12 protein-coding genes are annotated in these 13,259 nt (G+C 58.8%); 5 read left to right on the plus strand and 7 right to left on the minus strand.

Annotated features, from left to right (window positions below; translation table 11 throughout):
• Window positions 1-9: 9 nt before the first annotated feature.
• Window positions 10-1,131 carry a GGDEF domain-containing protein gene (locus ACTG1K_RS08860; RefSeq protein ID WP_005349944.1) on the plus strand — a complete coding sequence of 374 codons (1,122 nt, stop codon included), beginning with the start codon at window positions 10-12 and terminating at the stop codon, window positions 1,129-1,131.
• 33 nt (window positions 1,132-1,164) lie between these two features.
• On the opposite strand, the gene ACTG1K_RS08865 is transcribed toward ACTG1K_RS08860, so the two are convergent.
• Complete coding sequence (locus ACTG1K_RS08865; RefSeq protein WP_005338382.1) at window positions 1,165-1,413, minus strand: YciN family protein; 249 nt, start codon at window positions 1,411-1,413, stop codon at window positions 1,165-1,167.
• A 123-nt stretch (window positions 1,414-1,536) separates the two neighbouring features.
• Complete coding sequence (locus ACTG1K_RS08870) at window positions 1,537-2,916, minus strand: MATE family efflux transporter (protein WP_005338381.1); 1,380 nt, start codon at window positions 2,914-2,916, stop codon at window positions 1,537-1,539.
• A gap of 120 nt (window positions 2,917-3,036) precedes the next feature.
• On the opposite strand from ACTG1K_RS08870, the gene ACTG1K_RS08875 reads away from it, so the two are divergent.
• Complete coding sequence (locus ACTG1K_RS08875; protein ID WP_162516069.1) at window positions 3,037-3,894, plus strand: helix-turn-helix transcriptional regulator; 858 nt, start codon at window positions 3,037-3,039, stop codon at window positions 3,892-3,894.
• Window positions 3,895-3,963: 69 nt separating this feature from the next.
• Window positions 3,964-5,658, plus strand: coding sequence for an NAD-dependent malic enzyme (locus tag ACTG1K_RS08880; RefSeq protein ID WP_005338379.1), 1,695 nt, complete (start codon window positions 3,964-3,966; stop codon window positions 5,656-5,658).
• Between the two features lie 85 nt (window positions 5,659-5,743).
• Here the strand turns inward: ACTG1K_RS08880 and ACTG1K_RS08885 are convergent, their stop codons facing one another.
• The 4 genes from ACTG1K_RS08885 to ACTG1K_RS08900 all read right to left on the minus strand — a co-directional run bounded on the left by ACTG1K_RS08885 (window position 5,744) and on the right by ACTG1K_RS08900 (window position 10,247).
• On the minus strand, window positions 5,744-6,781 hold the full coding sequence (locus ACTG1K_RS08885; RefSeq protein WP_440005113.1) for an OmpA family protein: 1,038 nt from the start codon (window positions 6,779-6,781) through the stop codon (window positions 5,744-5,746).
• A gap of 232 nt (window positions 6,782-7,013) precedes the next feature.
• Entirely contained in the window at window positions 7,014-8,012 is a 999-nt protein-coding gene (gene ompA, locus ACTG1K_RS08890) for a porin OmpA (RefSeq protein ID WP_252655903.1), read from the minus strand.
• A 307-nt stretch (window positions 8,013-8,319) separates the two neighbouring features.
• Window positions 8,320-9,342: an OmpA family protein gene (locus ACTG1K_RS08895; RefSeq protein ID WP_440005114.1), complete on the minus strand. Its 1,023-nt coding sequence runs from the start codon at window positions 9,340-9,342 to the stop codon at window positions 8,320-8,322.
• Between the two features lie 308 nt (window positions 9,343-9,650).
• Window positions 9,651-10,247, minus strand: a complete 597-nt coding sequence (locus ACTG1K_RS08900) for a hypothetical protein (RefSeq protein ID WP_139432703.1) — start codon at window positions 10,245-10,247, stop codon at window positions 9,651-9,653.
• Window positions 10,248-10,505: 258 nt separating this feature from the next.
• On the opposite strand from ACTG1K_RS08900, the gene ACTG1K_RS08905 reads away from it, so the two are divergent.
• Both ACTG1K_RS08905 and ACTG1K_RS08910 read left to right on the plus strand, forming a co-directional pair.
• The gene (locus ACTG1K_RS08905) at window positions 10,506-10,772 is read left to right on the plus strand and encodes a helix-turn-helix domain-containing protein (protein WP_005338367.1); all 267 of its coding nucleotides are present in this window, start codon (window positions 10,506-10,508) and stop codon (window positions 10,770-10,772) included.
• 199 nt (window positions 10,773-10,971) lie between these two features.
• Entirely contained in the window at window positions 10,972-12,312 is a 1,341-nt protein-coding gene (locus tag ACTG1K_RS08910; RefSeq protein ID WP_005338365.1) for an APC family permease, read from the plus strand.
• A gap of 71 nt (window positions 12,313-12,383) precedes the next feature.
• Here ACTG1K_RS08910 and ACTG1K_RS08915 read toward each other — a convergent pair whose 3' ends face one another.
• The gene (locus ACTG1K_RS08915; protein WP_005338362.1) at window positions 12,384-13,259 is read right to left on the minus strand and encodes a patatin-like phospholipase family protein; all 876 of its coding nucleotides are present in this window, start codon (window positions 13,257-13,259) and stop codon (window positions 12,384-12,386) included.

The raw sequence follows: 13,259 nt of genomic DNA on the forward strand, positions 1-13,259 counted from the left end.
AGACTCTGGATGCTCAAGTTGTCAGAGTTCTGGAGTGCGAGGGTTCACTCCGAAGACTTTACTCGTACTCGCATGGGCTTTATGACGGTGCGTTTGCGCCTGCTGACCTGTCTGCTGATGCTCGGATTGCCCGCCTGGGCCGTGGTGGATTGGTTGACCTTGCCCGCCGTTCATTTCGAGCAGCTGTTCCAGGCCAGGATCTTCTGCACTCTGGCGCTCTCGCCACTTATTCCGCTCTCGTACCTCATCCACTTCAAGCGGGAGCGGATGAAGCTGGCCCTTGGCTACCTGATGGCCGTGATGATGCTCTTCTCCCTCTTCTGCCTGAACAGCTTTGGCGCCGGACAGGAGTTGCAGGCGGGCTATGCGGCCTTTCCCTATCTGCTGATCACCCTGTTTGCCATCTTCCCCATCCCCCTCTCCCTCGGCTTGCAACTGGCAGGCGTGGTGCTGGTGACCATGCTGCTGGGCCATTGGCTGCTGGTGGGCCAGAGCATCTGGAGTCAGGCCACCCTGAATCAGGTGTGGGTGCTCGGCATGTTTACCATGGCCAGTTGCTGGGTGCAGTGCGGCCAACTCAACATGCTGCTGCGGCTATATCGGGAATCGACCACCGATGAGCTGACCGGCATGATGAACCGCCGCCTGCTGATGAAGCAGCTGGAGCAGGCCAGAATCCGGCTGCAACTCAAGAAGAAGCCCTTTGCGGTGATGCTGCTGGATCTCGATCGCTTCAAGCGGATCAACGATATCTACGGCCATCTGGCGGGGGATGCGGTGCTCAAGGAGGTGGCTACCACCCTGGGGGAGCAGCTTGAGCCTGATATGGTGCTGGGGCGCTATGGCGGCGAAGAGTTTGCCATCCTGATGCACAACTGCGCCGATCCGGCACTGGCGAGCAAAATGGCCGAGCGGCTGCGCATTGCCGTCGAGGCGCGGCTGGTGAAGAGTCCCACCTCGGACGAATTGCTGGAGGTGACGGTAAGTATCGGGATTGCCATGGCTCGTTCCGATGACACCATCGATATTCTGATCAACCGTGCCGACGAGTGTCTCTATCAGGCCAAGATGGCGGGACGCAACTGCGTGGTGGTCGAGGGTCAGAACCGCGCAAAAACAGATGCCGCCTGAGGGCGGCATCCTGTTGGCAATGTGCTGGTGCGATCAGGCCAGCTTGTACTTGCCGGAGAGCTGCTGAGCCAGCAGCTTGAACATGTTGAAGACCGCCATGGTCTTGCCGGTCGGGGTGCCGTCCTCGGCCAGGAAATACTCCCCCTTGAACACCAGAATATCTCCCTTCTGCTCCACCGAATCGGCGCGCATACCGTGGATGAAGTCTTCATGCTCCTTGATGATCTTGTTGGCCATCTCAAGCAGGGCCGTCTCGGTGATCAGCTCTTTCTGTGGTTGCATGCTCGTCTCCTTAAACGACTACTGGACAGGGAAATCGTGGATCCCTGCCTCTGATTGAAGAGGCGCCCAGCATACTGCAAACAGGGTTTTTCTGTCATTGATATGACCCCGATTTGTGGCTGTTTATCCGATCACCAGATTCTTCAACCAGCAGCGCTGGCGAATACGGCGCTGCACCAGCAGCACCTTGCTGAGTTCCTCAAGCAATACCACCGCCACCACCCAGGAGAGGGGCCAGCCGAGTAGCGTGACCGCCACCCAGGCGAGCGGGATGCCGATGCACCACATGCCGACAATATCGATAAAGATGCTGTAGTTCACATCACCGCCAGAGCGCAGCACCCCGATGATCCCCACCATGTTGAACACCTTGAGCAGCATCCCGAGGCACATGATGCCGAGCACCTGTCCCGCTTCCGTCATCAGCTCGGGGGGCAGGTTGCCGACCCACTGCAGCAGGTTGGCTTGCAGCAGCCAGACGATGATCCCCACCAGTAGCGCGCCAATCGGTGCCAGCAGCAGGAACAGCTGGGAGTGCTGCCAGGCGACCTCGTACTCCTCGGCCCCGAGCCGGTGACCGAGCAGGGTGGAGCAGGCCACCGCCAGTCCGAAGAAGAGGGAGATAAGGATGCTCTCCAGGGTGCCGAGGGTGGTCATGATGGCCAGCGAATCGGTGCCAAGATGGGCATAGAGAAAGCCGTAAATTAGCATGCCGAAGGCCCAGAGGCCGTCGTGGAACAGCAGCGGCAGGGCGATCAGGGTAAAGCGCACCACCTCCTTGCGCTTGAAGGCGGCCAGCCAGTCTGGTGCGCGCGGGATCAGGCGCGCCTCATAGCGCTTTACGTAGAGCAGCAGCAGGGCTGTCTGCAGCAGCCGGGAAATGGTGGTGCCCCAGGCCGAACCGGCCACCCCCATCGCCTCGAAGCCGAAGTGACCGAAGATGAGGGCGTAGTTGAGGATGACGTTGGCGATGATGGCGATAATGCCGATGCGGGTCGGCGCGGCGGCATTGCCGACCGAGCGCAGGGCTGATTCCAGCGGCACTACGATGGCGGTACAGAGGATGGTGGCGCCGGTGATCATCAAGAATTGATCCGCCAGAGCTCGCAGTGCCGGATCCTGACTGGCAAAGCCGAGTACGCTGCCCGGTGATAACACATAGATGAAGGCAAAGGGCAGGGTGACCAGCAGGGCGCCCACTATGGCCAGCGCCAGGGAGCGGCGCACCCCGGCCATCTCCCCGCGCCCGAAGTATTGTGCTGCCAATACCGAGACCCCGCCCGCGAGGCCCGCTATCACCAGCAGATTGAAGAAGAAGACCCGGTTACCCAAGCCGACCGCCGCCACAGCCGTGGTGCCAAGCTGGCTCACCATCATGATATCGATGAGGCCGAGCAGGGAGAACATCATGGATTGCAGCGAGACAGGCAGGGCCAGCCGCCACAATCGGGTCATGAACTCGCGATCGGTGGTTTGTTTTAAAATCGCTTGCCAATAATTCATAGTTGTTAACCGGGTATGAGAAAAGCAAGGTTTGTCAGGGGTATGATAGGGGCTGGCGAGGCTCTTCTCACTGTGAGTAGCTCTCGGTTTTCTTGTGTAAAACTATCCTGTTGAGGTGTTATGCCATTTGCCAGCGAGTGTCTGGAGATAGCGCCAGCCTGTGAAGAGCAGATGTTGGGACGTGAAGGGCTGCCCCTGCTCGGTGAGGCAGGGATCTTCCTGACCGGCCTCTCCCGGGTGCGGGATCACTACCTGATCCGCCGCAATCGCCCCGAGTTTCACATTCTGATGGTGAGTCACGATGAGGGGGGGGCGCTGCTCACCGACGAGGGGGAGCAAGCCATTCCGGCCGGGTCGCTGATTTTCCTGCCCGCCGCCGTGCCTGGCGGTCTCAAGCTGATTGGCGAAAGCTGGCAGATCAGCTGGATTTTGCTCGATGACGTGCCGCGCTGGCAGCACCTGCATCGCCTTGGTCACCGTATCTGGCAAGGAGATGGCGGCGATCAGCTCTACCATCTGCTCAGCCTGATGCAGGGGGAGGGGATTCGCTCTTCGCTGCAACCCCAACTGCTCAGCCTGTTGCTGGCGCTGCTGGAGCGCACCCTGCAAGGGGAGGTGCGTGGCACCCCTGAACTCAGATTGCAGGCACTGTTTCGCCGGGTGGAGGCGCGCCTGGACGAACCCTGGAGTGTCGCCCTGCTGGCCCGACAGATGGCCTGCTCCGTTCCCCATCTGCACCGGCTCTGTCAGCAAGCGTTCGGTATGGGGCCGATGGCGAGGGTGACCGAGCTCAGAATGAACAAGGCGCGCCAGCTGCTGCTCTATACCAACTGGCCACTTGGCGAGCTGGCGGCCCGGGTCGGTTACAGCGATGGGGCCAACTTTGCCAACCGCTTTCGTCGTCTGACTGGTCAGACCCCCGGCGCCTTTCGTCGACTGGGTCGCAAACCTTTTGCAACGGATGTGCAAACTCTTTGAAATTAATGAGACAAGCCCCTAGGATCGGCGGGTCCCTGCGTCTAGCTAACCGTTTAGGTACCAAGATCCATGTTTGAAGATAATAACCAGAAACGTCCTCTCTACATTCCCTACGCCGGTCCCGCCCTGCTGGAGACCCCTTTGCTCAACAAGGGCAGCGCCTTCACCAGCGAAGAGCGCAGCAACTTCAACCTAGAAGGTCTGTTGCCCCAGAATATCGAGACCATCGAAGAGCAGGCCGAGCGCGCCTATCGCCAGTTCATGGCGTTTGGCAACGACATGGACAAGCACATCTACCTGCGCAACATCCAGGATACCAACGAGACACTGTTCTACCGTCTGCTGCACAACCACCTGACCGAGATGCTGCCGATCATCTACACCCCGACGGTGGGCAAGGCGTGCGAGGAGTTCTCCAACATCTATCGCCGCGCCCGTGGCCTGTTTATCTCCTATCCGGACAAGGACAGGATCGATGACATGCTTCAAAACGCCACCAAGCAGAACGTCAAGGTGATCGTGGTGACCGATGGCGAGCGGATCCTGGGTCTGGGTGACCAGGGTATCGGCGGCATGGGCATTCCCATCGGCAAGCTCTCCCTCTACACCGCCTGTGGCGGCATTTCGCCCGCCTACTGCCTGCCGGTGGTGCTGGATGTGGGCACCAACAACCAGCAACTGCTGAATGACCCCTTCTATATGGGGTGGCGCAATCCGCGTATCTCGGGGGATGAGTACGCCGAGTTTGTCGATGCCTTCATTCAGGCGGTCAAGCGCCGCTGGCCCGATATCCTGCTGCAGTTCGAGGATTTCGCCCAGAACAACGCCATGCCGCTGCTCAACCGCTACAAGAACGAGCTCTGCTGCTTCAACGACGATATTCAGGGTACCGCGGCGGTGACACTGGGCAGCCTCATCGCCGCCTGCAAGGCCTCCGGCGCCAAGCTCTCCGAGAAGCGGGTTGCCTTCCTCGGCGCGGGCAGCGCCGGTTGCGGCATTGCCGAGCAGATCGTGGCGCAGATGAAGGCCGAGGGGCTGACCGATGCCCAGGCCCGCAGCCGGGTCTTTATGGTGGATCGCTTCGGTCTTATCACCGACAAGATCCCCAACCAGCTCGACTTCCAGCGCCGTCTCTCCCAACCGGTGGAGCGCATCGCCGACTGGCCGGTGGGTGACAACATCTCCCTGCTGGAGGTGATGGAGCATGGTCGCCCGGACATCCTGATAGGGGTCTCCGGTCAGCCGGGGCTGTTCACCGAAGAGGTGGTCAAGACCATGCACAAGCACTGTGCCCGTCCCATCATCTTCCCGCTCTCCAACCCTACCTCACGGGTCGAGGCGACGCCGGCAGACCTTATCCGCTGGACCGACGGTCAGGCGCTGGTGGCCACCGGCAGTCCGTTTGCACCGGTGGAGCACAAGGGCAAGCGCTACGTCATCGCCCAGTGCAACAACTCCTTCATCTTCCCGGGGATCGGCCTTGGCGTCATCGCCTCCGGCGCCACCCGGGTGACCGACGCCATGTTGATGTCGGCCAGTCGCGCGCTGGCGGAGTGCTCGCCGCTGGTGAAAGGGGAGGAGGGCTCCCTGCTGCCGGATCTGGCGGATATCCATCAGGTCTCCCGCTACATCGCCAAGATGGTGGCCAAGACCGCCATGCTGCAGGGCAAGGCGGTGCAGACCCCGGACGAGGTGATCGATCAGGCCATCGACGCCAACTTCTGGCATCCCGAATATCGCCGCTACCGCCGCACCTCGTTCTGATTTCTGCGAGAAGATGCAAAGCAAAAGGGATGCCTCGGCATCCCTTTTTACTGCACGTCTGACATGGTTATCGCCTCAAGATCAACTACTCGCTGCCGCCCTGTACGCCGGTGACGCGCACCTCGACCCGGCGATCCGGCCCAAGGCAGTCGATGAGCGCCGCCTTCGCCTTGATGGCATCACACTGGTTGCCGGTGACCGGATTGCTCGCGCCATTGCCCTGGATGCTCACCTTGTCGGCAGGCAATCCCTTGCTGATCAGAAAGTCGGCAACGGTTTGGGCCCGAGCTTCTGACAACCTCTGATTGTTGGTATCCGAGCCGATGCGGTCGGTATACCCCATCACGACTGCACTGCCATCCTTGGGCTGCACGTCGACGATCTGCTGGTAGAGATCGTCCAGCGCGCTCATCCCCTCCTGTTTGAGGTCCGCTTTGCCAAAGGCGAACAGCACATCGGAACTGAGGTTGAAGGTCTGATCCACCACCTCCGGTTCGGCCGGTGGCGGGGGAACCACGACCGGGGCGGGCGTGGGGGCCGCTTCTTTGGGTTGGCTGCGGTTCGGGTGGATCACCAGTTCCAGCGTGGCGGTGCTGATGTCGCTGACCCAGCGCAGGGTGCCGCTGTTGGCTTTGCCGTTATCCGGATCATCGCCAACGCGCACTATGTAACGGTAGCGTGCCTGCAGATCGACCCAGTCATGGAGCCGGGCCGTCACACCCAGACCCGCCAGCGGCGCCAGGTTGTCGTCCCCGCCATTGACCGATTCGACGTGATAGATATAGCCACCACCCTCGGCAAAGAGCGAGAACATCTCGCTGAGCGGCAGGCGGCCAATGACTGATAGCGTGGCTCCCTTGCTGTTGAAGTCATGGCCGCTGATATCCCAGTCACCGGTGGAGAGATAGTCAATCTCGGCCCCCAGATTTTCCGTGAAGTTGTAGCCGCCAAACAGGGAGAGCGCAGTCGCATCCTTGCCGACATCCTGACTGAAATCATTCAGATTGTGGGCAATGGCCCAGCCACCGCCAACCCCGGCATACCAGTCGTGCACCGGTTCCGCTTGTGCGCCTGTGCTCGCCAATGCCAGTGCAATCCACACAGGTTTTACTCTTATGTTCATCGCGTATCCTCGTCGATGTTTGGTGTAGTGGGGTTGCCTGCTGGCCAAACCCCACACTTATGTATAGGTGACGGGCTGTTTTTAACCACCAAAGAGGTATGGGGGGCGACACGCCGTGAACTAGGGCGCGAGACGGGAAGAGGAAGGGGGCAATAGAGGGTTACAAAGTGGGTGAAATAAGCGGCAAGAAAAAGGAGGCCAGGTGGCCTCCTTGTTATGTCGGACTGCAGGATTACTGTTGTACTTGCTGCACGCCGGTGACGCGTACTTCTACGCGGCGATCCGGTGCCAGGCAGGAGATCAGCTGAGCCTTGCCCTTGACGCTGTTGCACTGGGTACCGGTGACCGGATTGGCTTCACCGCGACCTTCGATGGCAACTTTGCCAGCCGGCAGACCTTTGCCAACCAGGAAGTCGGCTACGGTACGGGCACGCGCTTCGGAGAGTTTTAGGTTGTAGGCGTCAGAGCCGATACGGTCGGTGTAACCGACGACCACGGCGCTGCCATCTTTCGGCTGAACATCAACGATCTGCTGATACAGGGTGTTCAGCGCTGCGACACCTTCTGGCTTGAGGGTGGATTTGCCAAAGGCAAACAGCACGTCAGAGCTCAGGGCGAAGTTCTTGTCGACCAGTACCGGCTCGGGAACCGGCTCAGGCGCAGGGGCGGCAACCGGGGCAACATAAGAGGTACGGTTCGGGTGCATCACCAGCTCCAGGGTCGCGACGCTCATGTCGCTCTCCCAGGTTTTCTGCTCGTCACCCAGATTCCACAGATAGCGGTAGCGTGCTTGCACATCGATAAGGTCGGAGAGCTTGGCAGTCAGGCCCAGACCCGCCAGCGGTGCAGTGCCGTTGTCGCTGTTGCCATTGCCGTTGACGTGATTGAAGTAGGCACCACCTTCAGCAAATACCGAGAAGATGTCGCCGAGCGGCAGGCGGGCGATACCGGAGAGGGTGGCACCCTGGGTTTTGAAATCGGCACCGTCAACGCCCGCTTTACCGGCGTAGAGGTAGCCCAGTTCAGCTGCGTAGTAGTCATTGAAGTTGTAACCGCCGAACAGACTCAGTGCGGTGGCGTCTTTGTCAGTGTCTTTGCCAAAATCATCCAGATTGTGGGCATAGGCCCAGCCAGCACCGATACCGGTGTACCAGTCATCGGCGGCTTGTGCCGTGGTGCCTGCGGCGGCCAGCGCCAGTGCAATCAGGGTAGGAGCCATTTTGAGTTTCATCGGTTTATCCTCGTTGTGTTAGCCCGCGTCGGGCAATGCACTTGTTTTTATTGCTGCGAAAAATCGCCAGCAAAGTGGATAGCGAAGGCTTGGGACTCTCATGATGCAGTGGCGTCATGGACAACAGACCGGACAAGAAGCGCTTTTTCGTGCTTATCCAATACCTTACAGGCGCAACTACTTTATGCTTTCGGGGCGGGGCAGGCAAGCGCAGGGAGGGGGAACTGAGGGATTCAAGCGAGAATGAGACAAACAAAAAGGGATGCCGCAGCATCCCTTTTTTTCGCACTATCTGAACGAGGTCAGATTATTGCTGAACTTCTTGTACGCCAGATACGCGAACTTCTACGCGACGATCCGGAGCCAGGCAGGAGATCAGTTGAGCTTTAGCGGTTACGCCGTTGCACTTGGTGCCGGTAACCGGGTTGGCTTCGCCACGACCTTCGATGGCAACTTTGCTGGCAGCCATACCTTTGCTCACCAGGAAGTTGGCAACGGTACGGGCACGGGCTTCAGACAGCTTCTGGTTGTAAGCGTCGGAACCGATACGGTCGGTGTAACCAACAACAACAGCGTTGCCATCTTTCGGCTGGAATTCAACGATTTGCTGATACAGACCGTTCAGGGCTGCAACGCCTTCCGGCTTCAGGGTGTCTTTGCCGAAGGCAAACAGCACGTCTGAGTTCAGGGCGAAGTTCTTCTCTACCACTTGCGGAGCAGGAGCCGGAGCTTCTTCAACAACCGGAGCAGCTACCGGAGCTACGTAGGAAGTACGGAACGGGTGGTATACCGCTTCCAGAGTCGCAACGCTCTGGTTGGACTTGTAATGGGTGCCGTCAACGTTCAGGTCAGCCACGTCCCACATGTAGCGGTAGCGAGCTTGCAGATCCAGCGCGTCACTTACTTTGTAAGTCACACCGGCACCGGCCAGCGGGGAAACTTTAGTGTCGCTGATGCCCAGACCGTCGGTGTGAGCCCAGTAGGCGCCGCCTTCAGCGAACAGGGAGAAGTCGTTGCCAACCGGCAGACGAGCGATTCCGGACAGGGTGGCACCCTGGTTCTCGTAACGCTCACCTTCAATGTTGCCACGACCAGCGTACTGGTAACCGAACTCGGTACCGAAGTTCTCGGTGAAGTTGTAACCAACGAAGGCGTTGGCTGCAGCTGCATCTTCAGTACCAGCGTAACCGCCGCCATCGATCTTGTTCAGACCGTTGAAGTGAGCAGCACCGACACCGGCACCGAAGTAGATGTCGTCAGCGGCGTGAGCAGCGGTAGCACCCAGAGCAGCCATGGCGATGGCGATCATGGAAGGAGCCATTTTCATCATAAAAAAATCCTCGTTGAGATCGCACGTTATTCACGTGCTTCACACTTTGTAATTTATGTAAGCTGCAGGCTCCGCCGTACGGCTGGCGTCGAGTCTGGCAGATGACCCGGCAGAACCGGGTTGCACACTCTCCTGGTGTGTCGAGTGCGTTGGCATGGCACGCAATGCGTGAGAAACCACTGCCAGGCAACTGATGTCATTCCGATGACGAGGCGCACTCTATGCCGATTTTAAAACATGATCAAGCTCACAAATGAGCCTTGTGGCAAATTGTGTCGTGCCCTTAACTGGCTGTTTATTTTGATTAATTAGTGATCCAGATAGGCCCTGTGCAGTTTCTTCTCCAGCTTCATATAAGCCTGAACCCAATCGCTATGCGGGCTGGCAGGATTCGCTCTGGCGGCAAAGACCGCAAGGTAATCTGCCTGGGTTGCGCTCTGCAGCAGGGGGGTAAATGTCATCAAGAAATGTCGGGCCAGATAGGGGTCAAGGGGCCAGATGTTGAGGATGGCGCGAGCCACAGGCTGAACCGCAGCTGAACAGATGAAGTGGCGGTGTCCCGCCTCCAGCCAGTCGGCCATCTCGCACATGCCCGATTCGGGCACCAGACCACCATCACCCGGGGTGGTTGCCAGCGCAATCGCCTGACCATTTACCGTGATGAGCTGTTCATTGTTATGCAGGGTGCCGTCGTGGCTGCGCAGGGCCAGGTCCGGGCATGCCTGTTCAAGAAACAGGCTGCAGCTCTCCGGCAGGGCGGCCAGCAGCTCGCTGGCGTGGCTGGACATCAAGGCCGGAAGCCAGAATGCTTCGGCACGATATTGTTCACCTTGCAGGCGCTGTTGTGCCAGTTCTTCTGTGCTGGATACGGGGTGCAGGCGAGAGATAATGCCGGGAAACGCCATACTTATTCCTCTTAATGGGTATCCGGCGGATTATACGAGTTATTGGGGGGGCCACAATAAAGGTTTCTTTTCGAGACTGTTTACCTGAGGCGGCTGAGCGATTACCATCCCCCCTTGAAGGCAAGGGTTGTCGCCGAAAGGCGCTCATAAGATAGAGGCTCGACCATAACGAGTCCGAACAAAACTGATACACTTGACTACGAGTCGTCGCGAAAAATAAAAGGCGGAGTAAATCCGCCAAACGGAGTATGGAACATTATGAATTCAAATATCGTCACTGTTGGCAAGAAGATCCGTCAGATCCGTGAAGCGGTCGGTTTGAGCCGTCCGAAGTTTGCAGATTTGCTGGGTGTTCCTCCCACCACGCTGAAAAACTACGAGCTGGGTTACCGTGAAGTTGGGGGCGCCTTCCTGGTTGCCCTGGCGCACCACCCGGATCTGCACAAGTTCACCCTCTGGCTGCTGGCAGACAAGAAAGTCGCCGAAATCGGCCAGATTGGCCCGGATGACCTCGCCAAGGCGTGATCATCGATGTGAATAGAAATGCCGCCTTCGGGCGGTATTTTTTTGGGTTGCCGATCGATATTTTGATCTAACACGCTTTGAATTATCCATGCAGGCCAACGAGAATAAGCGGCCCCGAAAAGTGGGCCCCCTGGTGGTATCTGGCCACCCGAACACTATTACATTCAGGATGATATGAGCAATCGTATGGAGTATGGGTATGAGCAGTAATGAGTTGGATAAACGCTATGGCCTGATGACTGCCATTGCGATGGTGGTCGGCGTGGTGATCGGCTCCGGAGTCTTCTTCAAGGCCGATGATGTACTGCGTCTGACTGGCGGTAATCTGGCCATTGCGCTGCTGGCATGGGCGCTGGGGGCATTTTCGATGATCTTCGGCGCGCTGGTGTTTGCCGAGTTTGCCCAGCGGATCGAAAAGTCCAACGGTATCGTCGATTATGCCGAAGCGGCATACGGCAAAATGTTTGGTTATCTGGTGGGGTGGTTTAAAGGCGTACTCTATTACGCCCCTCTTTCCGCCATCCTTGCCTGGGTCGCCGCTCTGTACACCATGATCTTGCTCGGCAGTGATAATCCGACCAACTCTGGTGCGACCTGGATACTGGCGGCTGTCTATATGACGGTCACCTATCTGATCAACTTCTACACCCCGGTCCTGGCGGGCAAGCTGCAAGTGGGCTCTACCCTGATCAAGTTGATCCCGCTGATCCTGGTTGCCATTGTGGGCACCATTTCAGGCTTGCTCAATGGCGTCACCGTGACCAACTTTGTGCAGGCAATGGATGGGATAGGAAGCACCGGAGGCACGCTGGCCACGGCCGTGGTTGCCACCGCCTTCGCTTATGAGGGGTGGATTGCCGCCGTGACCATCAACAGCGAAATTCGCGATTCCAAGAAGAATCTGCCCAGAGCGCTGGTGATTGGCACCCTGATAGTCTTTGTGGTCTACGTCACCTATTTTCTGGGGATCGCCAGCGTCTTGCCGACGGACGAGATAGTGGCGCAAGGGGATAACGCGGTTAATCTCGCGACAACCAGCCTGTTTGGCGGGACTGCCTCGACCATTTTGACCGTGTTCGTGATTATCTCCTGCCTCGGAACCCTCAATGGTCTGGTGCTGGCGACCATGCGCATTCCCTACTCGCTGGCGATCCGCAATCAGGGTCCAGCCCCCAAGTGGATGAGCCGTATCGAACCGCATCACCATATGCCAATCAACTCGGCCCTCGCGGCAGCGTTGTTGTCGGTGATCTACTCAGTGCTGTGGTACTGCAGCATCAACGAGACATTCGGTCGTTACATCGCCCTGGACGAGATGCCGATCGTGCTGATTTATGGCCTCTATCTGTTCCTCTATGTCTGGTACATGCGCACCTTTACCGAGTTGGGCTGGATAAAGCGGTTTGTGATCCCGACCTGCGCCACCCTGGGCGCGCTCATCATTCTGTATGGCGGTATCACCAATCCCAGTCTGGGACTCTATCTGTTGGTCTCTGTGGGGGTGATTCTGCTCGGGTTGCTCTTCTACCGTAAGGAGTGACCGGGTAAGTGAGTTGAAAAAAAAAGCGCCGAATGGAGCTTTTTCATGTGTAAACCTCAGCAAGTAGATAACTAACTGCCCAGCAACCCGAGGCGGCCCAGTTCATCCTTGAGCTGATCGAGGTTGCGCTCGACACAGGCTTCCCCCTCGTTGATGGCATCGCTGGCGCGATGAAAATCCATGATGGAGAAGCTGCCAAGGCGCGGGCAGAGCTGGATCTCCGGCGGGTCACCTGCCATCCGGGCGCGGGTGATCCGCTCCTGCATGATGTTGATGGAGCCACTCATCACGCTCCACAGACCCGGGGTGGCTGGCGCAGACTCACCGCGATTGAGCCACTGGCTGAGCAGGCCGCCGCTGCCGGGTTGATCCGGCTCGTCGGTCCAGGGTTGGTGCATATCGGTGTTGAGGTTGACCGCAATCACCACCTCGGCCCCCATGGCGCGGGCCAGCGAAATGGGCACCGGATTGACTACTGCACCATCGACCAGCCAGCGGTCGTTGATCCGGGTCGGGGTGAGGATCCCCGGCATGCCGCAGGAGGCGCGCACCGACTGGCGCAGCGGGCCCTGTTGCAGCCAGATCTCGCGGCCGGTATCGAGTTCGGTGGCGATGCAGGCGAAGGGGATGGGCAGGTTCTCGAGATCGGGATCCCCCAGATGGCTGGCGGCAAGGCCAAATACCTTTTCGCCGCGAAACAGCCCGCCGGAGAGGGCCGGGTCGAGCAGGCTGACCACCTGCAGGCGGGTAAAGCCGCGCACCCAGGTTTCCAGCCGATCCAGTTCTCCGGCGGCATAGGCGGCACCGACAAAGCTGCCGATGGAGCAGCCAGCGATCAAATCCGGTTTGATGCCGAGACGTTCAAGGGCGCGGATGACGCCGATATGGGCCCATCCTCTGGCGGCGCCGCTCCCGAGAGCGAGCCCTACGCGGGGTTTACGTGGCAC

The organism is Aeromonas sp. 102P (assembly GCF_051920345.1).
In the GTDB taxonomy this organism is placed as follows: domain Bacteria; phylum Pseudomonadota; class Gammaproteobacteria; order Enterobacterales; family Aeromonadaceae; genus Aeromonas; species Aeromonas veronii.

Coding starts and splice junctions, on each gene's coding strand:
- ACTG1K_RS08860 (WP_005349944.1), top strand. CDS start 10: ATGCTCAAGTTGTCAGAGTTCTGGAGTGCGAGGGTTCACTCCGAAGAC.
- ACTG1K_RS08865 (WP_005338382.1), bottom strand. CDS start 1,413: ATGCAACCACAGAAAGAGCTGATCACCGAGACGGCCCTGCTTGAGATG.
- ACTG1K_RS08870 (WP_005338381.1), bottom strand. CDS start 2,916: ATGAATTATTGGCAAGCGATTTTAAAACAAACCACCGATCGCGAGTTC.
- ACTG1K_RS08875 (WP_162516069.1), top strand. CDS start 3,037: ATGCCATTTGCCAGCGAGTGTCTGGAGATAGCGCCAGCCTGTGAAGAG.
- ACTG1K_RS08880 (WP_005338379.1), top strand. CDS start 3,964: ATGTTTGAAGATAATAACCAGAAACGTCCTCTCTACATTCCCTACGCC.
- ACTG1K_RS08885 (WP_440005113.1), bottom strand. CDS start 6,781: ATGAACATAAGAGTAAAACCTGTGTGGATTGCACTGGCATTGGCGAGC.
- ompA (WP_252655903.1), bottom strand. CDS start 8,012: ATGAAACTCAAAATGGCTCCTACCCTGATTGCACTGGCGCTGGCCGCC.
- ACTG1K_RS08895 (WP_440005114.1), bottom strand. CDS start 9,342: ATGATGAAAATGGCTCCTTCCATGATCGCCATCGCCATGGCTGCTCTG.
- ACTG1K_RS08900 (WP_139432703.1), bottom strand. CDS start 10,247: ATGGCGTTTCCCGGCATTATCTCTCGCCTGCACCCCGTATCCAGCACA.
- ACTG1K_RS08905 (WP_005338367.1), top strand. CDS start 10,506: ATGAATTCAAATATCGTCACTGTTGGCAAGAAGATCCGTCAGATCCGT.
- ACTG1K_RS08910 (WP_005338365.1), top strand. CDS start 10,972: ATGAGCAGTAATGAGTTGGATAAACGCTATGGCCTGATGACTGCCATT.